The sequence below is a fragment of the Streptomyces sp. NC-S4 genome, from assembly GCF_054353315.1.
Genome location: NZ_CM135937.1, coordinates 6,547,851 through 6,569,163, shown reverse-complemented (window position 1 = coordinate 6,569,163; position 21,313 = coordinate 6,547,851). Strand labels below are relative to the sequence as shown.

General features: G+C 69.0%; 14 protein-coding genes. 3 read left to right on the top strand and 11 right to left on the bottom strand.

Features of this window, described 5'->3' with window-relative positions; all coding sequences use genetic code 11:
- Positions 1 to 27: 27 nt before the first annotated feature.
- A complete protein-coding gene (locus ACXNSR_RS29550; RefSeq protein WP_458638398.1) occupies positions 28 to 1,065 on the top strand; it encodes an LCP family protein in 1,038 nt (345 codons plus the stop codon).
- Between the two features lie 67 nt (positions 1,066 to 1,132).
- On the opposite strand, the gene ACXNSR_RS29545 is transcribed toward ACXNSR_RS29550, so the two are convergent.
- The 7 genes from ACXNSR_RS29545 to ACXNSR_RS29515 all read right to left on the bottom strand — a co-directional run bounded on the left by ACXNSR_RS29545 (position 1,133) and on the right by ACXNSR_RS29515 (position 10,528).
- The gene (locus tag ACXNSR_RS29545; RefSeq protein WP_458638397.1) at positions 1,133 to 1,942 is read right to left on the bottom strand and encodes a class I SAM-dependent methyltransferase; all 810 of its coding nucleotides are present in this window, start codon (positions 1,940 to 1,942) and stop codon (positions 1,133 to 1,135) included.
- An 87-nt stretch (positions 1,943 to 2,029) separates the two neighbouring features.
- Positions 2,030 to 3,529, bottom strand: a complete 1,500-nt coding sequence (locus ACXNSR_RS29540; protein ID WP_458638396.1) for an amino acid permease — start codon at positions 3,527 to 3,529, stop codon at positions 2,030 to 2,032.
- A 123-nt stretch (positions 3,530 to 3,652) separates the two neighbouring features.
- On the bottom strand, positions 3,653 to 5,569 hold the full coding sequence (gene dxs, locus ACXNSR_RS29535) for a 1-deoxy-D-xylulose-5-phosphate synthase (protein WP_458638395.1): 1,917 nt from the start codon (positions 5,567 to 5,569) through the stop codon (positions 3,653 to 3,655).
- 263 nt (positions 5,570 to 5,832) lie between these two features.
- Positions 5,833 to 7,122: a sugar ABC transporter permease gene (locus ACXNSR_RS29530; protein ID WP_458643430.1), complete on the bottom strand. Its 1,290-nt coding sequence runs from the start codon at positions 7,120 to 7,122 to the stop codon at positions 5,833 to 5,835.
- A 14-nt stretch (positions 7,123 to 7,136) separates the two neighbouring features.
- Positions 7,137 to 7,925, bottom strand: a complete 789-nt coding sequence (locus tag ACXNSR_RS29525) for an ATP-binding cassette domain-containing protein (RefSeq protein ID WP_030847635.1) — start codon at positions 7,923 to 7,925, stop codon at positions 7,137 to 7,139.
- 158 nt (positions 7,926 to 8,083) lie between these two features.
- On the bottom strand, positions 8,084 to 9,196 hold the full coding sequence (locus tag ACXNSR_RS29520) for a sugar ABC transporter substrate-binding protein (RefSeq protein ID WP_458638394.1): 1,113 nt from the start codon (positions 9,194 to 9,196) through the stop codon (positions 8,084 to 8,086).
- A 117-nt stretch (positions 9,197 to 9,313) separates the two neighbouring features.
- Positions 9,314 to 10,528 (bottom strand): ROK family transcriptional regulator, encoded by a 1,215-nt coding sequence (locus ACXNSR_RS29515; RefSeq protein WP_458638393.1) that lies wholly within the window; start codon positions 10,526 to 10,528, stop codon positions 9,314 to 9,316.
- A gap of 594 nt (positions 10,529 to 11,122) precedes the next feature.
- Here ACXNSR_RS29515 and mgtA point away from each other — a divergent pair.
- Both mgtA and ACXNSR_RS29505 read left to right on the top strand, forming a co-directional pair.
- Positions 11,123 to 13,843 (top strand): magnesium-translocating P-type ATPase, encoded by a 2,721-nt coding sequence (mgtA, locus tag ACXNSR_RS29510; RefSeq protein WP_458638392.1) that lies wholly within the window; start codon positions 11,123 to 11,125, stop codon positions 13,841 to 13,843.
- A gap of 116 nt (positions 13,844 to 13,959) precedes the next feature.
- Positions 13,960 to 14,841, top strand: a complete 882-nt coding sequence (locus ACXNSR_RS29505; RefSeq protein WP_458638391.1) for a hypothetical protein — start codon at positions 13,960 to 13,962, stop codon at positions 14,839 to 14,841.
- A gap of 4 nt (positions 14,842 to 14,845) precedes the next feature.
- Here ACXNSR_RS29505 and ACXNSR_RS29500 read toward each other — a convergent pair whose 3' ends face one another.
- From ACXNSR_RS29500 to acnA, 4 genes are all read right to left on the bottom strand, one after another.
- Positions 14,846 to 15,781, bottom strand: coding sequence for a carbohydrate ABC transporter permease (locus tag ACXNSR_RS29500; RefSeq protein ID WP_458638390.1), 936 nt, complete (start codon positions 15,779 to 15,781; stop codon positions 14,846 to 14,848).
- 13 nt (positions 15,782 to 15,794) lie between these two features.
- On the bottom strand, positions 15,795 to 16,739 hold the full coding sequence (locus tag ACXNSR_RS29495; protein WP_458638389.1) for a carbohydrate ABC transporter permease: 945 nt from the start codon (positions 16,737 to 16,739) through the stop codon (positions 15,795 to 15,797).
- A 20-nt stretch (positions 16,740 to 16,759) separates the two neighbouring features.
- Positions 16,760 to 18,193 (bottom strand): N-acetylglucosamine/diacetylchitobiose ABC transporter substrate-binding protein, encoded by a 1,434-nt coding sequence (gene ngcE / locus ACXNSR_RS29490; protein WP_458638388.1) that lies wholly within the window; start codon positions 18,191 to 18,193, stop codon positions 16,760 to 16,762.
- 293 nt (positions 18,194 to 18,486) lie between these two features.
- Positions 18,487 to 21,201: an aconitate hydratase AcnA gene (acnA, locus tag ACXNSR_RS29485; RefSeq protein ID WP_458638387.1), complete on the bottom strand. Its 2,715-nt coding sequence runs from the start codon at positions 21,199 to 21,201 to the stop codon at positions 18,487 to 18,489.
- Positions 21,202 to 21,313: the final 112 nt, after the last annotated feature.

Sequence of the window (21,313 nt, the reverse complement as noted above, 5' to 3'; positions counted from 1 at the left end):
TCGAATACCTGTCTAAGATTCACCCCCATGACGGAAAAGCACGGGCGGCCCAGACGCCGCCGCCGCATTCTGCGGATCACCCTGCTGCTGGTCGCCGTGCTGATCCTGGGCACGGCCGGGGCCGGCTGGTGGACGTACAGCCACCTCAACTCCAACATCGACAGTGTGGACCTGGACCGCGCCATCGGTGACAACCGGCCCGCGAAGGTCGTCGCGAACGCCCAGAACATCCTGGTGCTCGGTTCCGACTCGCGCGCCGGGGCCAATGGCGATCTCGACCACGGCGATGTCAGCGGTGCCCGCTCGGACACCGCGATGCTGGTGCACATACCCGAGGGCCGGGCCAAGGCCACCGCGGTGAGCATCCCCCGCGACACCCTGATCACCCGGCCCGAGTGCAAGGACCGCGACGGCAAGACGCTGGCGTCCGCCAAGCGGGTCATGTTCAACTCCGTCTACTCGCTGGCCGGCCCGGCCTGCGTGGTCAACACGGTGGAGCAGCTGTCCGGCGTCCGCGTGGACCACTTCGTCGAGGTCGACTTCGCCGGCTTCAAGGGCCTGGTCGACGCACTGGGCGGGGTGACCGTCACCCTGGACAAGCCGATGAGCGGCGCCAAGGGCGGCCTCAAGCTCGACGCGGGCACGCACCGGCTGGACGGCACCGACTCGCTGAAGTTCGTCCGTACCCGCTACGGCTACGGCGACGGCAGCGACCTCGGACGCATAGGCCTGCAGCAGCAGTTCATGCTGGCGATGCTGTCCGAGATCAAGAAGCAGGACGCCCTCGGCAACCCGGCGCGGCTCTACAAGCTCGCGGACGCCGGCACCAAGTCGCTGACCACCGACTCCGACCTCGGCTCGCTCACGGCGCTCGCCGACTTCGCGCAGAGCATGAAGGGCGTGAACCCGGAGACGATGGAGACGATCATGCTCCCGGTCGCCTACGACAAGGTGGACCCCAACCGCGTGATCGTGGCCGAGCCGCAGGCGACGCAGCTGTGGGACGCCATCCGCCGGGACCAGCCGGTCCCGGCCTCGGCGAAGAACTCCCCCGCCAAGGGCTAGCCGCCCGGCGGGACGGCGGGACGAGGGTCCCGCGGCCGGCGCCCCGGCCGCGGGCCGCGGGGCACCCTCACGCGGCGCGCCGGCCCCGTACCGCCCAGGCCCGGGCGGTGAGCGCGACGGAGCCGTCCGGGCCGCACGGGACGGCCGCGCGGAGCGCGTCGCACACCTTCTCCCGGTCGGCCGCGGACCGGACGGCGAGGTATCCGGGGGCCGGACCCTGTCCCGTCAGGAACGGCTCCCACAGGTCCGCGAAGCCGGCGAACACCATGGGCACCTCGATCGGGGCGACCGACACCTCGCCGAGTCCCGCGCGGGTCCACAGCGCGCGGAGCGCGTCCGGGCGGCACAGCGGGAAGCGCCGGCGCTCGTCCACCGCGGCCGCGGACGGGTCCGCCAGGACCGCCGCACCCCAGAAGAGCCGCAGGAGGTCCATGCCTTCCGCGTAGTCCCACACGTATGCCGCGACCAGGCCGCCCGCGCGGACCGCGCGCACCATCTCGGCGACGGCCGCGGCGGACGGTTCGAGGAAGTTCAGGGCCAGGCCGCTGACCACCGCGTCGCACGCCCCGTCGCGCACCGGCAGGGCCATCGCGTCCGCCACGACGACATGGGTCCCCGCCGCGGCCGCCGCCCGCGCCCAGCCGGCGTACCCCGGTGACCGGTCGACCGCCAGGACCTCGCGGGGCCGGCACCCGGCGGCCACCGCCGCCGACAGCCCGCCGGTGCCGCAGCCGACGTCGAGCCACCGCAGCCGCTCGGGGCGGCCGAGCCAGTGCGTGAACCGCTCCGCGACGGGGCGGCTCCACCGGCCCATGTAGCGCTCGTAGCCGGCACCGGCCGTCCACACGTCGAACCGGTGCTCCTGGTGGTGCGACATCGGCCGTCTCCTGGGTCCGGACCGGCGAGGGCCGTACGGGTGGCCCGTACGGCCCTCGCCGGTCCGCCGCGGCGGTCGGGTCGGCCGTCAGAACTCCGCGTTCTGGCCGACCTTGTGCAGGCGGCTGTTGCGGTAGCCGTAGGCGAAGTAGACGATGACGCCGATGACCATCCAGACGCCGAAGCGCAGCCAGGTCTCGGCCGGCAGGTTGAGCATCAGCCAGAGCGAGGCGGCGATCGACACGATCGGGATGAAGGGCACCCACGGGGTGCGGAAGGACCGGTGCAGGTCGGGGCGGGTCTTGCGCAGGACGATCACGCCGAGCGCGACCACCACGAAGGCGAACAGGGTGCCGATGTTCACCAGTTCCGCGAGGGTCTCCAGGCTGGTGAAGCCCGCGACGACCGCGATGATCCCGCCGAGCAGCAGGGTCGCCCGGTAGGGCGTGCGGTACGTCGGGTGCGTCACGGAGAACACCCGCGGCAGCAGCCCGTCACGGCTCATCGCGAAGAACACGCGGGTCTGGCCGAGCAGCAGGATCATGCACACGGTGATCAGACCGACCGCCGCGCCCAGGCTGATGGCACCCGAGAAGAACGGCTGGTTCACCGATTTGAAGGCTTCGGCGAGCGGCGCGGTCGGGGACATCTCCGAGTACTTCTGCATGCCCGTGACCACCAGGGTCACGGCGACGTAGAGCACGGTGCAGATCAGCAGCGAGCCGAGGATGCCGCGCGGCATGTCCCGCTGGGGGTTCTTGGTCTCCTCGGCCGCCGTCGCCACCACGTCGAAGCCGATGAAGGCGAAGAAGATGAGCGAGGCCGCCGTGAAGATGCCCATGACGCCGAAGTTCGTGGGCTCGTAGCCGAAGAGCAGCTGCACCAGCGGTGAGTGCCAGCCGCTGACGCCCTCGGCCTGCGGCTGGGCCGGCGGGATGAACGGCGAGTAGTTGTCTGCCTTGATGAAGAACAGACCCGCGATGATGACCAGCAGGACGACGGTGACCTTGATGGCGACGACGACCGCGGTGATGCGGGCCGAGAGCTTCGTCCCGACGACCAGGATCCACGTCAGCACCAGGACCAGCAGGAACGCCAGCAGGTCGAAGTGCCCGCCGGCATCGGGCCCGGACAGGGAGGTCGGCAGGGTCCAGCCGAGGTTGGTGTCCATGAGGTGGCGCACGTAGCCGGACCATCCGACCGCGACCACCGCCGTGCCGAGTGCGAACTCCAGCACCAGGTCCCAGCCGATGATCCAGGCGGGCAGCTCACCGATCGAGGCGTACGAGAACGTGTACGCCGACCCGGCCACCGGGACGGTGGACGCGAATTCGGCGTAGCACAGCGCCGCGAGGGCGCAGACGATGCCCGCGGCCACGAAGGCCAGGGCGGTGGCGGGACCGGCGTTGTTGCGGGCGGCGATGCCCGTCAGGACGAAGATGCCGGTGCCGATGATGACGCCCACACCGAAGACCGTGAGGTCCCAGGCGGAGAGCGACTTGCGGAGCGCGTGTTCCGGCTCCTCCGTGTCGCGGATGGACTGCTCCACCGTCTTGGTACGGAAGGGGCTGTTCAGATCATTGCTCACCGACGCCTCCGAGAGGTGACGACGTACGAACGGGCCGGGAGGCCCACCCTTCAAGAGTGATCTCCCGGCCCGTGACGTGCAACCGCGCGTCGATCTACGAACGGCGCGCGCGGTGGGTTCCGGCTAGTCGACGGCGGCGGCCGGCTCGCTGTCGTAGCGGCCGTCCAGCTTGGCGACCAGGCCGGTGACCTGCCGGGCGATGTCCGGCGCGGTCAGACCGATCTCGGCCATGATCTCCTTGCGGAGGGCGTGGTCGAGGAAGCGCTGCGGAATGCCGAAGTCGCGCAGCGGTACGTCGACGCCCGCGTCCCGCAGGGCCTGCGAGACGGCGGCGCCCACACCACCGGTGCGGCCGTTGTCCTCGACGGTGACGACCACGCGGTGGCGGTCCGCGAGCGGGGCCAGGGCCTCGTCCACGGGCTTGACCCAGCGGGGGTCGACCACGGTCGTGGAGATGCCCTGCTTGTCCAGCAGGTCGGCGATCTCCAGGCACATCGGGGCGAGCGCACCGACCGAGACGAGCAGTACGTCCGGACGGGTGACCTCGGGGGCCGGGGCGCGCAGCAGGTCCATGCCGCCGATCCGGCCGACGGCCGGGACGGCCGGGCCGACGACGCCCTTGGAGAACCGGACCACGGTCGGGGCGTCCTTGACCTCGACGGCCTCGCGGAGCTGGGCGCGCAGCTGCTCGGCGTCGCGCGGCGCGGCGAGCCGCAGGCCGGGGACGACCTGGAGGATCGACATGTCCCACATGCCGTTGTGGGAGGCGCCGTCGTCGCCGGTGACGCCGGCGCGGTCCAGGACGAAGGTGACACCGCACTTGTGCAGGGCCACGTCCATCAGGACCTGGTCGAAGGCGCGGTTGAGGAAGGTCGCGTACACCGCGAAGACCGGGTGGACGCCGCCGGTGGCGAGGCCCGCCGCCGAGGTGGCGCCGTGCTGCTCGGCGATGCCCACGTCGTAGATGCGGTTCGGGAAGGCCTCGGCGAACTTGTTGAGGCCGACCGGGTGGAGCATGGCCGCGGTGATGCCGACGACGTCCTCGCGCTCGTGGCCGATCTTGACCATCTCGTCGGCGAAGACGGAGGTCCAGCTGGCCGCGGCGGTCTTCACCGGCAGGCCGGTGTCCGGGTGGATCACGCCGACCGCGTGGAAGCGGTCCGCCTCGTGCTCCAGGGCCGGGGTGTAGCCGCGGCCCTTCTGGGTGAGGCAGTGCACGATGACCGGGCCGCTGAAGCGCTTGGCGCGCTGCAGGGCGGACTCCAGGGCCTCGATGTCGTGGCCGTCGATGGGCCCGATGTACTTGAGCCCGAGGTCCTCGAACATGCCCTGCGGGGCGATGAAGTCCTTGAGGCCCTTCTTGGCGCCGTGCAGGGTCTCGAAGAGCGGCTTCCCCACGACCGGGGTGCGCTCCAGGATCTCCTTGCCGCGGGCCAGGAAGCGCTCGTAGCCGTCCGTGGTGCGCAGGGTCGCCAGGTGGTTCGCGAGGCCGCCGATGGTGGGGCCGTACGAGCGCTCGTTGTCGTTGACGACGATGACCAGCGGGCGGTCCTTGGCGGCGGCGATGTTGTTCAGCGCCTCCCAGGCCATGCCACCGGTCAGCGCGCCGTCGCCGATGACGGCGGCGACGTGGTGGTCCTCGCGGCCCAGCACCTCGTTGGCCTTGGCCAGGCCGTCGGCCCAGCCGAGCACGGTGGAGGCGTGCGAGTTCTCGATCACGTCGTGCTCGGACTCGGCGCGCGAGGGGTAGCCGGACAGGCCGTTCTTGGTGCGCAGGCCGGCGAAGTCCTGGCGGCCCGTGAGGAGCTTGTGGACGTAGGCCTGGTGGCCGGTGTCGAAGAGGACCTTGTCCTTGGGCGATTCGAAGACCCGGTGCAGGGCGATCGTCAGTTCGACCACGCCGAGGTTGGGGCCGAGGTGCCCGCCGGTCTTGGAGACGGCGTCGACGAGGAAGGACCTGATCTCTGCCGCGAGCTGGTCGAGCTCCTCCTGGCTGAGCCGGTCCAGATCGCGCGGTCCCTTGATGCGGGTCAGCAGCACCCGTGCCTCCTTGCAGTTGCTTGCTGGTCTGTCGAGTCTAATGTTCCGTCCCCGGCCACGGTCATCGGGCCGTCCCGGGGGAGTCACACCTTTGTCATACATGTACGCACGACCTGACGGCCACACATCGCATACGGGCGTATACCCGTACATCAGTACCCCGTACATGCACGCACGGATGCCCGGCGCCACGAGAAGTGGCGCCGGGCACTGTGACCGGTCTTACCGCCGGACGTCACTCCGGCGCGAAGTCGGGCGCGCGGTCAGGCGCGTCCGGCCGTCTTCTGGGTCTTGCGCGTCACCGAGTCGATCACCACGGTCGCCAGCAGCACCGCGCCGGTGATCATGTACTGGATCGGCGTCGCAATGCCTTCCAGAGCCAGACCGTACTGGATCGAGACGATGACCATGACGCCGAGGAGGGCGTTCCAGGTCCGGCCCCGGCCGCCGAAGAGGCTGGTGCCGCCGATGACGGCCGCCGCGATCACGTTCATCAGCAGGTCGCCGGCACCGGCGCTCTGGTTGGCCGCCGCGATCTTGGAGGCCCAGAACAGGCCGCCGATCGCCGCGAAGGTGCTGGAGATCGCGAAGACCGTGATCCGGATCCGGGTGACGTTGATGCCCGCACGGCGGGAGGCCTCGACGCTGCCACCCAGTGCGAAAACGTTTCGCCCGAAGGTCGTGCGGCGCAGCAGGAAGTCCGTGACGACCAGGGCCAGCAGGAAGAGCACCACCGCGAGCGGCAGGCCCTTGTACTGGTTGAACAGCACGGCGGGGCCGAAGGTGCACAGCGCCAGCAGGCCGGTGCGCAGCACGATCTCGGCGAGCGGCCGGGAGGGCATCCCGGCGGCCTCGCGGCGCCTCGCGTCGAGGAAGGCCGCGAGGAAGTAGCCGGCCACCGCGAGCGCGGCCAGCCCGTAGGCGACGGCCACGTCCGAGAAGAAGTACGTGGTCAGCTGGCCGACCACGCCGTCGGAGTCGATGTTGATCGTGCCGTTGCTGCCGAGGATCTGCAGCATCGCGCCGAGCCAGAAGAGCAGGCCCGACAGGGTGACGGCGAAGGCCGGGGCGCCGACCTTGGCGAAGAAGAAGCCGTGGATGGAGCCGATCAGGGCGCCTCCGACGATGGCCGCGAGGATGGCCAGCCATTCGTTCACGCCGTGCGTGACGGCGAGGACGGCGACGATCGCGCCCGACACACCGCTGACGGAACCGACCGAGAGGTCGATCTCGCCGAGCAGCAGCACGAAGATGATGCCGATGGCGATCATGCCCGTGCCGGTCATCGTGATCGCGATGTTGGTGAGGTTCTCCGGGGAGAGGAAGTTCGAGTTCAGCCCCTGGAAGATCGACCAGATCACGATCAGGCCGATGACGACCGGGAGGGAGCCCAGGTCGCCCGCCTTCATCTTGCGCTTGAACTCGCCCACGTACCCGGCGAGCCCCTCCTCCCTGACGAGCAGGCGGGGGTCCACGGCCGGGATCGCGTCGTGCGCGGCCGCCGGGTTGACCGGGTCGATGTGCTCCTGCTGGTCGACGGAGCCCTTGTCCAGGGGGTTCTGGGTGCTCACTTGCCGGCCTCCGAGGTGCGGGCCGCCCGGCGGGTCACGGCGTTGTCCGTGGCACCGGTGATGGCGGAGATGATCTCTTCCTGCGAGGTGTCGGCGACGTTGAAGACACCGTTGTTGCGGCCCAGCCGCAGGACCGCCACCTTGTCGGCGACGGCCTTCACATCGGCCATGTTGTGGCTGATGAGGATGACGGCGTGGCCGCGCTCGCGCAGCCGCTCCACCAGGTCGAGGACCTGTGCGGTCTGCTCGACACCGAGGGCGGCGGTGGGCTCGTCGAGGATGACGAGCTGGGGCTCGCCCAGCATGGAACGGGCGATGGCCACGGTCTGGCGCTGACCGCCGGAGAGTGACGCGATGGGGATCCGGACACTGGGGATCCGGATGGACAGGGTGGTCAGGAGCTCGCGGGCGCGCCGCTCCATCTCCACCTCGTCGAGGACGCCGAACTTCTTGAGCTCGCGGCCGAGGAAGAGGTTGCCGACGACATCGATGTTGTCGCACAGCGCCAGGTCCTGGTAGACCGTCGCGATGCCCAGGTTCTGGGCGTCGTGGGGCTTGCCGATGGAGACCGGACGCCCTTCCCACTCGATGACACCTTCATCGATGGGGTGCACGCCGGCGATCGTCTTGACCAGCGTGGACTTGCCGGCACCGTTGTCGCCGACGAGGGCGACCACTTCACCGGAGTGGATCTCGAGTTCTACGTCGGTCAGGGCCTGAACGGCGCCGAACCGCTTCGAGACCCCTCGCAACGCCAGCACGGGCGCAGCGGACACATGAACCATCTCCTTCGCCGCCTGACCGGCGGGGATGTCGTGCAGAAGAGCAGGAGCGGGGCGAATGGGGGAACGTTTCTGCCCGGCGCCCCGCCGGGTGGCGGGGATGAAGGGGCGGGGCGCCGGTCAGGCACGGGGGCCGCCTCGCGGGGAGGCGACGGGGGCCGCTACTTCAGGCCGGCGGCGGCGCAGGCGGCCGCGTACTTGTCGGTGCAGATCTCGTCCAGCGAGTAGACGCCGTCCTTGACGACGGTGTCCTTGATGTTGGCCTTGGTGAGCGAGACGACCGGGATCAGGACGGCTGCGACGCCCTTGGTGGTCGGGCTGTCGACCGTGGACGTGGAGCCGTCGGCCTTCCCGCCCTTGGCCAGGGAGACGGCCATCTTCGCGGCGGCCTCGGCCTCGGGGGCGTACGGCTTGTAGACGCTCATGAACTGCTCGCCCGCGACGATCCGCTGCACACCGGCGAGTTCGGCGTCCTGGCCGGTGACCGGCGGCAGGGGGGAGACGCCGGCGGCCTTGAGGGCGGTGATGATGCCGCCGGCCATGCCGTCGTTGGCGGAGTAGACGCCGATGACCTTGTCCTTGCCGAGCGCGGAGAGCGCGGCCGCCATGTTGGTGTTGGCGTTCTCCGGCTTCCACTCGACCGTGTCGTACTCCTTGCCGACGTTCACCTTGCCGTCGAGCTCGGAGTGGGCGCCGGACTTGAAGAGCTTGGCGTTCGGGTCGGTGACCGAACCGTTCATCATGACGATCTGGCCGTCCTTGGCCTTGTCGCCCAGCGCCTCCAGCAGGGCCTTGCCCTGGACCTTGCCGACCTCTTCGTTGTCGAACGAGGTGTAGGCGTCGATCGGGCCCTCGGCCAGGCGGTCGTAGGCGACGACCGGGATACCGGCGTCCTTGGCCTTCTTGACCGAGCCGGCGATGGCCTTGGAGTCCACCGCGTCGATGATCAGGACGTCCACCTTGTTGGTGATCATCGTGTCGACCTGGGAGTTCTGCGTGGTCGCGTCCTGCTTGGCGTTGGCGTAGACGACCTTGCCCTTGCCGCCGGTGAGCTCGGCGACCTTCTTCTCGATCAGCGGCTTGTCGAACTTCTCGTAACGCGCGGTCTGGTTCTCCGGCAGGAGCAGACCGACCTTGATCTCGTCGCCCTTGGCAGCGCCGGAGGACGCCTTCGTCGTGTCGCCGGCCTCCTTCGCACTGCCACAGGCGGCGAGCGAAACGGCCATGGCACCGGCGGCGACAGCTACGGCGGCTCTGCGCATACGCGTGTTCATTACTTGAACCTCCCTGACGAGGCCGCAGCGGCGCGGCCGAGGTGGATGTGAGTCAACCCCGGCCGCGTTTTGCCGTCAAGGAGTGAATTCTTAACGAGATGACAACGGTGCCATTCGTTATCTACCTGAAGACAAGACGGCTGGAGCTCGCACTCCACTTCCATGATCTGACAAAAGTGTCGAATCGCCCATCTCGCTGAGGACGAGCGCCAGCGCGCCCAGCACCTCGGCCCGTCCGCCCAGGCTCCCCGTCAGCACCGACAGCTGCCGGGCCGCACTCGGGATCGCGTACCTTCCCACCGACTCGCGGATGGGCGCGAGGACGAGTTCGCCGGCCTCCGCCAGCGAGCCGCCCAGCACCACCCGGCTGGGGTTCAGGAGGTTGCACAGGCTGGCCACGCCACTGCCGACGTGCCGGCCCACGTCCGTGATCACCCGGCGGCAGCCCGGGTCCCCCTCGCGGGCCAGCTCGACCACCCGCTCCATCGTCAACTCGGGCCCGTGCGTGCCCTGGAGCAGCGGCAGTACGTACCGGGCGGCCGCGAAGGTCTCCAGACAGCCCCGGTTGCCGCAGCGGCAGACCGGGCCCGATTCATCCAGGGTGATGTGCCCGATCTCGCCCGCCGTGCCGCCGGGTCCGCGGTAGATCTGGCCGTTGATCACGAGGCCCGCGCCGACGCCGCTGGCCACCTTGATGTAGGCGAGGTCCTTCACTCCCCGCCCGCTCCCCCAGACGAGTTCACCGAGGGCGCCGAGGTTCGCGTCGTTGTCCACGTACACGGGCACGCCGAGGCGCTGCGAGAGCTCCTGACGGGGGTTGATGCCCGCCCAGCCCGGCAGGATCGCGGTCGAGCCCAGGGTCCCGGACTCCACGTCGATCGGGCCGGGCACGCCGAGCCCGACGCCGATGACCTTCTCCAGCTCCACACCGATGTCCGCGATCAGCCGCCCGACCAGGGCTTCCGCCCGGTCGAAGCCGTCCGCCCAGGACGCGTCGACATCCAGCGGCTCGGTCTCCTCGGCCAGCACCTGGTGGGCCAGGTTGCCGACCGCCACCCGCAGGTGGGTGTGGCCGAAGTCGACGCCGATGACGATCCCCGCGTCGCCGCTGAGCGAGACGCTGCGCGCCCGGCGGCCGCCGGCCGAGGTGTCGGTGACCTCGACGGTCCCGCCGTCCTTCAGCTCCCGGACGATGTTGGAGACCGTGGCCGCCGACAGTCCGGTGGCGCGGGCGATCTCCGCCTGGGTCAGCGATCCCGCGAGCCGTACCGCCCGCACGACCCGTTCGAGATTCGCGCGGTGCAGTGACGACTGCGATCCGGGAGTCTGCACGACCTCATCCACTCCTGCCCATTAGCGACGGCCAGCCGTCGCCCCCCGGCCGGGGCACGTCACGGCTTCACGCTCCGAGACCCGGCATCTCTCCAACTTGTGAACCTTAAGTCGAGCCTTTGCGCATCCAGACGTCAAGAGGCTGACGCGGCATGAAACGGCCACTACTGACCTAAAGGGGGAGAGAAGCGGCTCCTTGGTTCGTGTTACGGTCGCTGGGACGCCGATCATCTGTGGCCTTTCCGGCCGGATCGGGCGTTTTGCAATGACCGCGCTACGCAAGGAGGTGTTCGGGATGAGTCCCGATCGAAGTCCTTGCAGCGCTCTCGTCGGCTGACCTTGTGACCGGCTGACCTTTCCCTGCGTACGCACGGCAGCGGCGGACCGCTGTCCCCGTGCGCGCTCGCGTTGCTGCGCGTTCTTCCTTCCACACTCCCTTCCTTCCGCATGCCCTGCCAACTCCGCCGGGCGTGCGTCATCCATGCCCGCCGGCGTGCCCGCGGCCCATCCTGGTCCACGCACGCCGCACCCCGATCACTCCACGTGACCGGACGGCTCCGTGCTGCCCGGACACCGTGGAGGGAGGTATTCGTCATGACCATGCTCACCCCCCGCACCCCGGCCAAACTCGCACCGCCGGGCCCCTCCCGCCGCGAGCGCAAGGCAGCCGAGCTCGAGGCCCGGACCCGGCTCGTCGGGGAGCGCCTCGCCGCGATCAGTGCCCGCTCGGGCGTCCAGGCCCTTCAGGAGGTGGACACCTCCCCGGCCGGCCTCACCCACGAGGAGGCCGCGCTGCGCCTGGAGCGGCACGGTGCCAACACCGTCGCCCACGAGCGCGCGCCCCGCTGGTACCTCCAGCTGGCGAAGGCCTTCCGCAACCCCTTCATCGCCGTCCTGGTCTTCCTGGCTGCGGTCATGTACTGGCAGGACCCCGCGGACCCGGGCGTCGTCATCCTCTCCGTGATGGTCGGGATCAGCGGGCTGCTGCGCTTCTGGCAGGAGTACCGCTCCGGCCGCGCCGCCGACGCGCTGAAGAAGCTCGTCACGACCACGTGCGCGGTGCAGCGCCGGGCCGGCAGCGGCTCCGCGCCCGCCGCGTTCGAGGTGCCCATGGACCAGGTGGTCCCGGGCGACGTGGTCAAGCTGGCCGCCGGCGACCTGATCCCGGCCGACCTGCGCATCATCACGGCCAAGGACCTCAACGTCAGCCAGGCCGCGCTGTCCGGCGAGTCCCTGCCGGTGGCCAAGGCCGACACCCGTACGCGGGACCTCGGCCAGCAGGAGACCACCGACCCCGTGGAGGCCGACAACCTGGCCCTCATGGGCACCTCGGTCACCTCCGGTACCGCCACCGGGGTCGTCGTCGCCACCGGCGCCGACACCTACTTCGGCTCGATGGCCGGCTCGCTCGTCGGCGAGCGCCCCCAGACCAACTTCGACACCGGCGTGCGCAGGGTCAGCTTCCTGCTGATCCGCTTCATGCTGGTGATGGTCCCCGTCGTCTTCATGATCAACGGCTTCACCAAGGGAGACTGGGACGAGGCCTTCCTCTTCGGCATCGCCGTCGCCGTCGGACTGACCCCCGAGATGCTGCCGATGGTCGTCTCCGCCAACCTGGCGCGCGGCGCGGTCGCCCTGTCCCGGCGGAAGGTGGTCGTCAAGCGGCTGAACGCGATCCAGAACCTGGGCGCGATGGACGTGCTCTGCACGGACAAGACGGGCACCCTCACCGAGGACCGCATCGTCCTGGACCGCTACCTGGACGTGCACGGCAACGAGGACGGCGAGGTCCTGGAGTACGGCTACCTCAACTCGCGCTTCCAGACCGGCCTGAAGAACCTGATGGACCAGGCGGTCGTCGACCGCGTGGACGAGGCCGAGGAGGTTGTCGTCGACGCACGGTTCTCGATGGTCGACGAGATCCCCTTCGACTTCGCCCGGCGCCGGATGTCCGTGGTCCTGGACCGCAACTCCGTGGTCGGCGACTTCGGCCGCCACGAGCACATCATGATCACCAAGGGTGCGGTGGAGGAGGTCCTGGACCTCTGCACCCACATGAGGGACCGCGGGGAGACGGTCGAGCTGACCGAGCAGCTGCGGTGGCACGTCACCCGGATCGCCGAGGACAACAACCGGCGGGGCCTGCGCGTCCTCGCCGTCGCCACCCGCACGATGGACGCCCCGCGCGAGACGTACACGGTCGCGGACGAGGACGGGCTGACGCTGGTCGGCTTCCTCGCCTTCCTCGACCCGCCGAAGGCCGACGCCGCCCGGGCCCTGACGGGCCTCGCCGACAAGGGCATCGCGGTCAAGGTCGTCACCGGCGACAACGAGCTCGTCGCCGCCCGGGTCTGCGCCGACGTCGGCATCGACGTCGGGCAGGTGGTGCTCGGCCCCGACACCGACGCCCTCGACGACACCGAACTGCGCGCGCTGGCCGCCCGTACGACGGTCTTCGCCAAGGTCAACCCGGTCCAGAAGGCCCGGATCGTCCGGGCCCTGCAGACCGGCGGACACACCGTCGGATTCCTCGGCGACGGCATCAACGACGCGGCCGCGCTGCGCGACGCCGATGTCGGCATCTCGGTGGACACCGCGGTGGACATCGCCAAGGAGTCGGCCGACATCATCCTGCTGGAGAAGGACCTGACCGTCCTGGAGCAGGGCGTCGTCCAGGGCCGGACCACCTTCGGCAACACGATCAAGTACATCAAGATGACCGCGTCGTCGAACTTCGGCAACGTCTTCTCGGTCCTGGTGGCGAGCGCCTTCATCCCCTTCCAGCCGATGCTCGCGATCATGCTCCTGGTCCAGAACCTGGTCTACGACATCGCACAGCTGGCCACCCCGTGGGACCGGATGGACGAGGAGTACCTGCGCAGGCCCCGCAACTGGGACGCCAGGGGCATCGGCCGCTTCATGGTCACCATCGGTCCGATCAGCTCGATCTTCGACATCGCGATGTTCCTGATCATGTGGCACGTCTTCGCCGCCGACAGCGAGGCGAGCCAGTCCCTCTTCCAGTCCGGCTGGTTCGTCGAGGGCCTGCTCTCGCAGACCCTGGTCGTCCACATGATCCGTACCCGGAAGATCCCCTTCATCCAGTCCCGCGCCTCCTGGCCGGTGATGGTGATGACCGTCCTCGCGGTGCTGACCGGGCTCTGGCTGCCCTTCTCGCCGCTGGCTCCCTCGCTGGGCTTCGTGGCCCTGCCGGCGGGCTACTTCCCGTGGCTGATCGGCGTACTGCTCGCGTACTGCACGCTCACCCAGCTCGTGAAGACCTGGTACGTCCGCCGGTTCGACAGCTGGCTGTAGGAGAGGACGGAACGCGCAGAATTAATTGAACACGTTCAGCCCGGCTGGCACTATGGATCCAGGACGTCGCCGGCCGGGCGGACCGTGGGTCCGCCGTGCCACGAGGGGGGTTGATCGTGCATCAGAAACGGTCGTACGCAGTCGTGCTGGTGGTCTCGACGCTGGTGGGACTCCTGGAAGTCGCGCTCACCGTCGTGGTGGTCCTGCTGTACGTGCGGACGCAGCCGCCGCCGGACAAGGACCCGAACTACGTCGAGATCGGGGCGGCCCTGGTCGGCACCGTGCCCCTCATCGGCTTCATCTCGTTCCTGCTGTCGCTGGTCTTCGTCCTGCCGGCGGTCGCGCTGGCCGACCTCCTCGGCCGATGGCTCGGCAGGCATGCGGCCTGGTGGTCGGCGCCGCTGATCGTGGCGGCCCTGCTGGTGCCGCCCGTCTTCGGCTACGCGGCGTACAACGACACGCAGACGCGGGCCACGCTGCTCTTCTGGGTCTCGGCCACGGCCTCGCTCTCTGCGGGCGCACTGATCGCCCTGCCCCGGGGCGACCGGCTGCTGGGGAGGGTGGCGCGGTGGGGCACGGGTGCGGTGGTGGGGACGGCTCTGTTCGGCGCGCTCGGGCTGGCCATCGGCCTGCTGCCGGCGTACGAGCCGCCGAGGATCGGGCCGCAGACCATGGTCGGCCTCTGGAACGACCGCATGGGCCACGACCTGGTCTTCACCTCGGACGGCCGGGTCACCGCCACCGGCGTCGGCAGGCGCTTCGCCTTCGACTACCCCTACGACCCGTACCCGGGCTGCTGGGGCTCCGGGACCTGGGTCTACGAGGGCGGCCGGGACGTCCGGGCGCAGAAGGTGCGCATAGACATCCCCGGGTGCACCTTGCCCGTGTGGGACGTCGGCGGCACCGCCGAGGAGCCCCGGATCGTCCGGCAGATCGGCGAGCCGGGTCCCGGCTACCTCTACAGGCTGAACAAGGCTCCTGACGGATCCTGGCCCTGAGGCCCTACTTCAACGTCGCCGAGGTGAGGCCCGCCTGGATCTGGCGCTGGAAGGAGAGGTAGACCACCAGCATCGGGACCATCGCGATGGTGGCACCGGCGAACAGCACCGGCAGGTCCGTCTCGTAGCCCATCTGGTACTGGAGCTGGATGAGCCCCTGGGTGAGCATGTACCGCTCGGGGTCGGCGCTGCTCTGCGGCTGCATCAGCACGGCGGGCAGGATGTACTGGTTCCACTGGCCCAGGACGTTGAAGATCCCGACGCTGATCAGGCCGGGCTTGGCCATCGGCAGCATCACCTGGAAGAAGATCCGGGTGTCGGAGGCCCCGTCGATGACCGCCGCCTCGTGGATCGCATGGGGCAGCGTCCGGAAGAAGGAGTGCATGAAGAAGACGGTGAAGGGCATCGAGTAGGCGACGTACACCAGGATCAGGCCCTGGTAGGTGTTCAGCATGTCGAAGCGCTTGACCATGAAGAAGAGCGGTACGAGCGCCAGGAACACCGGGAACATCGCCCCGCCGACGAAGAAGTAGTAGATGAGCCGGTTGCCCGTGAAGGGGTAGCGGGCCAGCACGTAGGCGGCCATGGAGCCGAACAGCATCGTCAGCGGGACCGAGAACACCAGCACGATGAGGGTGTTCGCGAAATAGCCTCCGATGCCCTTCGTCCAGGCCCGCCCGAAGGCGTCGAAGTGCCAGTTGGAGGGCCAGCTCAGGGCCGAGCCGCCGATCTGCGCGTCGGTCTTGAAGGCGCCGAGCGCGAGCCAGATCAGGGGCAGCACGATCATTATCGCCCAGAGGACGAGGAAGCCGTGCGAGAAGACGTTCAGGGCCGTGCCCTCGGAGCGGCGCCCCTCGCGCCTGCCCGCCCGCCCGGCGCCGCCGGGCCTCTCCGGGGCCCGCTCGCCCGGAGTCTTGATCACTGTGGACTGTGCGGTCATCGTGGCACTCCGCTCAGAACTCGATGCGCTCGCGGCGGGTGGCCCGCAGCGTGACGACGGAGAGGATCATGGTCAGGGCGAGCATGACCACGCCCATGGCGCAGGCGTATCCGCTCTTGCCGAAGTAGAGGAAGTTGCGCATCAGCACCGTCGACATGACCTCGCTGTGGTGGTCGGGGCCGCCGCCGAACTGGCCCGAGGTCATGGTCGACACCAGCACGAACATGTCCATCGCGGCGATGCCCAGATAGACCGCGGAGGTCTGCACGGAGTCCCACAGCAGGGGCAGGGTGACCTTGAAGAAGGTCTGGGCGCGCCCGGCGCCGTCGAGCAGCGCGGCCTCGTAGATGTCCCTGGGGACGGACTGCATGGCCGCGGAGAAGAGGACCAGGTAGAAGCCGACGCCGTGCCAGACGACGACGAGGAGCAGGCACCACAGGACGAGGTCCGGCTCGTTGAGCCATTCGACCGGGTGGTTCGCGTCGATCAGGCCGAGCCAGGTCAGGAAGCCGTTGAGCAGGCCGCCCTCGTCGCTGCGGTAGACCGCGCCGAAGAGCACGGAGAGGATGGCGAGGGAGAGGACCTGCGGGAAGAAGTAGACGACCTTGTAGAAGCGCGATCCGCCGACCCCCTGCACTCCCCCGGCCCCGCCGCGCCCGCCCGCGTTCACCATGAAGGCGAAGAAGAGGGCCAGCAGGATGGTGACGAGCGGGACGAACACCAGGAGCAGCAGGTTGTGCCAGAGCGCGCCGCGGAAGACCTCGTCCTTCAGCAGGGCCGCGTAGTTGTCCGTGCCGACGAAGTCGAACGTCGGTGACTGCCCGGTCCAGTTGGTGAAGGAGTAGCCGAACGTCTGCACGTACGGCCAGATGACGAAGGTCAGGTACAGCGCGAGTGGCGCGAAGAGGAAGCCGGCGATGAAGCCGTACTTCCCTCTCCCTTGGGCTACGTGGCTCATGGTGTCCGTCCCCGCAGTGGTCAGCTGCGCTTGTTGTTCTTGGCGTTCGGGTCCTGCGCGGCCTTGTTCACCGCGGCCTGGGCCCGCTTGATCCACTCCTTGGGCTGGATCCGCTGTGCCATGAGCTCATTGGACGCGTTCTGGATCTCCGTGTCCATCTCGCTGTACCAGTCGGGGTAGCGGTAGCTGAAGGTGTTGGTGCCCGCGGCCTTGAGCGCCTCGACCGCCGACTGGGTACCGGGCCGCAGCTTGACGCTCGGGTCCACGCCGTCCTTGACCACCGTGAGCGAGTTGGCCTGCTGGGCGAAGATCGTCGACCATTCCCGGGACAGCATCGAGCGGAGGAACTCCAGGCCCGCGGCCTTGTTGGCGGCCTTCTCCGGGACGATGAAGGGCTCGTCGACGCCGGCCCGGATGGCTTCCAGGGGCATCTTGCTGTCGGCGAGCAGGGGCATCGGGAGGAACTTCATGTCGAAGTCCTCCGGGGTCTGCTTGAGCTGCTCGTTCTCCAGCCAGGAGCCGGAGGGGATGAAGGCTGCCTTGTACTGGTTCCAGGCCGTCTGGGACTCCGTGTGGGTGAGGCCGTTGGTGCCCGGCATCAGCAGGCCCTTCTCGACCACCTCGTAGACCGCCTCGACCGCGGCGAGGGCGGCCGGATTGCCCTCGAAGGCGTTCGGTTCGAGGTTGTCGATCGCCTTGACCGCGTCGAGGCCGCCCTTCTTGGCGATCAGGTCCATGATGACGACGTTGATGTAGTACGGGAACTTGCCCTGGTGGGCGAGGCCGCCGATGCCGGCTTCCTTGGCCTTGGCGCAGACGGCCAGGAACTCGTCCCAGGTCTTCGGGGGCGCCCAGCCCTTCTCCTTGAAGAGCTTGCCGGAGTACCAGAGGCCGAACACGGCGTAGACGTACTTCAGCACGACGAACTTGCCGCCCTGCAAGCCCTGTTCGTAGGCACCGTCGACCAGGGTGTCGCGCACCTTCTTGCTCGGGTCGTCGAGCGAGGGCGCGTCGAGCACGGCGGTGAGGTCGGCGAGCTGGTCGCCCTTGGCGAGCACGTCCAGCTTGATCTGCTGGGCGCCGGAGTCGTCGATGACGTCCGGCGGGTTCCCGGCGTTGAAGCGGGGCTGCAGCTTGGCGGTGATCTCCTGGGTGCCCAGGTGGGAGCTGGTGGTGCCCCACTTCTTGTCGAAGGCGGCCTCCCAGGCCTTGGCGTAGTCGTCGCCGAACCCGCCCTTGAAGACGACGACGTCCAGCTTGCCGCCCTTGGCGACGCCGAAGGGGTTCTCCTTGGTCACCGCCGCCTTGGCCGGGCCCTTCGTGGAGTTCTCCGCACCGCCGGAGGCGCAGGCGGACAGGAAGCTCATCGTCGGTACCGTGATCAGTCCGAGTGCTGCGGAGCGCTTGATCAGGTCGCGGCGTCCGAGGCCCTCACCAATGGATCCCATGCTCATGTCCTCGCCTTCGTCAGAAGTGTGAAGGAGGCCGGAGATTCACGGTGGTGGCCGTGCATGCGGACATCACCACAGGTCCCCGCCCGTCCTCCGGCCCGGAACCACTGGTCTCGCGGTGATCCGGACGGGCACAGGTATAGTCCACTTGCGCTCGTGTGAGCAAGATCATGCACATTTATGGCCACCAGTTTTTCCGAGTTGAGACCTGTCCGTCACATGGACACGCCGCCGGACGAACGGAAGGGCCGTACCCCCTGGACGGGGGTACGGCCCTTCGGCGCCTATGCCGTGACTCAGCCGCGGATGAGGTTCCGGAGCACGTACTGCATGATGCCGCCGTTGCGGTAGTAGTCCGCCTCACCCGGCGTGTCGATGCGGACGACCGCGTCGAACTCCACACCGGTGTCGGTGGTCACCTTGACGGTGCGCGGGGTGGTGCCGTTGTTCAGCTCCTCCACACCGGTGAAGGAGAAGGTCTCCTCGCCGGTCAGACCCAGGGAGGCGGCCGAGGCGCCCTCCGGGAACTGGAGCGGGAGCACGCCCATGCCGATCAGGTTGGAGCGGTGGATGCGTTCGTAGGACTCGGCGATGACGGCCTTGACGCCGAGCAGCGCGGTGCCCTTGGCGGCCCAGTCGCGGGACGAGCCGGAGCCGTACTCCTTGCCGGCCAGGATGACCAGCGGGATGCCGGCGGCCTGGTAGTTCTGCGAGGCGTCGTAGATGAAGGAGACCGGCGCGCCCTCGACGGTGAAGTCGCGGGTGAAGCCGCCCTCGGTGCCCGGCGCGATCTGGTTGCGCAGGCGGATGTTGGCGAAGGTACCGCGGATCATGACCTCGTGGTTGCCGCGGCGGGAACCGTACGAGTTGAAGTCGCGGCGCTCGACGCCGTGCTCGGTGAGGTACTTGCCGGCCGGGGTGTCGGCCTTGATCGCACCGGCCGGGGAGATGTGGTCGGTGGTGACCGAGTCGCCCAGCTTCGCCAGCACGCGCGCGCCAGCGATGTCGGAGACCGGGGTGGTCTCCATCGTCATGCCCTCGAAGTAGGGGGGCTTGCGCACGTAGGTGGACTGCGGGTCCCACTCGAAGGTGTTGCCGGTCGGGATCGACAGCGCCTGCCACTGGGCGTCGCCCGCGAAGACGTCGCTGTAGGACTTGCTGAACATGTCCTCGCCGATGGCGTTCGCCACGACGTCGTTGACCTCGGCCTCGGAGGGCCAGATGTCCGCGAGGAAGACCGGCTTGCCGTCGGTGTCGGTGCCGATGGCGTCCTTGGTGATGTCCACCTTCATGGAGCCCGCGATGGCGTACGCGACGACCAGCGGCGGGGAGGCCAGGTAGTTCATCTTGACGTCGGGGTTGATGCGACCCTCGAAGTTGCGGTTGCCCGAGAGCACCGAGGTGACCGCGAGGTCGGCCTCGTTGATCGCCTTCGAGATCTCCTCGTCCAGCGGACCGGAGTTGCCGATGCAGGTGGTGCAGCCGTAACCGACCAGGTTGAAGCCCAGCTTGTCCAGGTACGGGGTCAGGCCGGCCTTGTCGAAGTAGTCGGTGACGACCTTCGAGCCGGGGGCCAGGGTGGTCTTGACCCAGGGCTTGCGGGTCAGACCCTTCTCGGCCGCCTTCTTGGCCACGAGCGCCGCGGCGACCATGACGTAGGGGTTCGAGGTGTTGGTGCAGGAGGTGATCGCGGCGACGGTGACGGCGCCGTGGTCGATCTCGAAGGAGGTGCCGTCGGACAGGGTCACCAGGGTGGGCTTGGTGGGCACACCGTTGGAGGACGCCGGGGCGTCGGACGCCGGGAAGGACTCCTTGCCGGCCTCCTCGTCGTCGCTGACGTAGTTGCGCACGTCGACGGCGAACTGCTCGGCGGCGTTGGCGAGGACGATGCGGTCCTGCGGGCGCTTCGGGCCGGCGATGGAGGGGACGACCGTGGAGAGGTCGAGCTCCAGCTTCTCGGAGAAGTCCGGCTCGGCGGCCGGGTCCAGCCACAGGCCCTGCTCCTTGGCGTACGCCTCGACGAGCGCGACCTGCTGCTCGGAGCGGCCGGTCAGGCGCAGGTACTTCAGGGTCTCGCCGTCGATCGGGAAGGTCGCGGCGGTGGAGCCGAACTCCGGCGACATGTTGCCGATGGTGGCGCGGTTCGCGAGGGAGGTGGCGGCGACGCCCTCACCGTAGAACTCGACGAACTTGCCGACGACACCGTGCTTGCGCAGCATCTCGGTGATGGTCAGCACGAGGTCGGTGGCGGTGGTGCCGGTGGGCAGCTCGCCGGTCAGCTTGAAGCCGACGACGCGCGGGATCAGCATGGAGACCGGCTGGCCGAGCATCGCGGCCTCGGCCTCGATGCCGCCGACGCCCCAGCCCAGCACGCCGAGGCCGTTGACCATGGTGGTGTGCGAGTCGGTGCCGACGAGGGTGTCGGGGTAGGCCTGACCGTTGCGGACCATGACCGTGCGGGCCAGGTGCTCGATGTTGACCTGGTGGACGATGCCGGTGCCCGGGGGGACGACCTTGAAGTCGTCGAAGGCGGTCTGGCCCCAGCGCAGGAACTGGTAGCGCTCCTTGTTGCGGCCGTACTCCAGCTCGACGTTCTGCGCGAAGGCGTCCTTCGTGCCGAACTTGTCGGCGATGACCGAGTGGTCGATGACCATCTCGGCGGGCGAGAGCGGGTTGATCTTCGCCGGGTCGCCGCCGAGGGCCTTCACGGCCTCGCGCATCGTGGCGAGGTCCACGACGCAGGGGACGCCGGTGAAGTCCTGCATGATCACGCGGGCCGGCGTGAACTGGATCTCCTGGCTGGGCTGGGCCTGCGAGTCCCAGCCGCCGAGCGCCCGGATGTGGTCGGCGGTGATGTTCGCGCCGTCCTCGGTGCGGAGCAGGTTCTCCAGCAGCACCTTCAGGCTGTAGGGCAGGCGGGCGGAGCCCTCGACCTTGTCCAGCCGGAAGATCTCGTACGACTCGTCGCCCACCTGCAGCGTGCTGCGGGCGTCGAAGCTGTTCGCCGACACGACAGTCTCCTTCATGCATGAATTCGCGCGTATTACCGCAATCCTGCCGCCACGCCCCTTGGCCAATCCGCTAAGGTAGGGCTAAGTTAGGTAACCCTTACCAGCGGGGGCG

Bases quoted from the DNA above. Each gene is read 5' to 3' on its own strand.
- ACXNSR_RS29550 (WP_458638398.1), top strand. From the start codon at position 28: ATGACGGAAAAGCACGGGCGGCCCAGACGCCGCCGCCGCATTCTGCGG.
- ACXNSR_RS29545 (WP_458638397.1), bottom strand. From the start codon at position 1,942: ATGTCGCACCACCAGGAGCACCGGTTCGACGTGTGGACGGCCGGTGCC.
- ACXNSR_RS29525 (WP_030847635.1), bottom strand. From the start codon at position 7,925: ATGGTTCATGTGTCCGCTGCGCCCGTGCTGGCGTTGCGAGGGGTCTCG.
- ACXNSR_RS29520 (WP_458638394.1), bottom strand. From the start codon at position 9,196: ATGAACACGCGTATGCGCAGAGCCGCCGTAGCTGTCGCCGCCGGTGCC.
- mgtA (WP_458638392.1), top strand. From the start codon at position 11,123: ATGACCATGCTCACCCCCCGCACCCCGGCCAAACTCGCACCGCCGGGC.
- ACXNSR_RS29500 (WP_458638390.1), bottom strand. From the start codon at position 15,781: ATGACCGCACAGTCCACAGTGATCAAGACTCCGGGCGAGCGGGCCCCG.
- ACXNSR_RS29495 (WP_458638389.1), bottom strand. From the start codon at position 16,739: ATGAGCCACGTAGCCCAAGGGAGAGGGAAGTACGGCTTCATCGCCGGC.
- ngcE (WP_458638388.1), bottom strand. From the start codon at position 18,193: ATGAGCATGGGATCCATTGGTGAGGGCCTCGGACGCCGCGACCTGATC.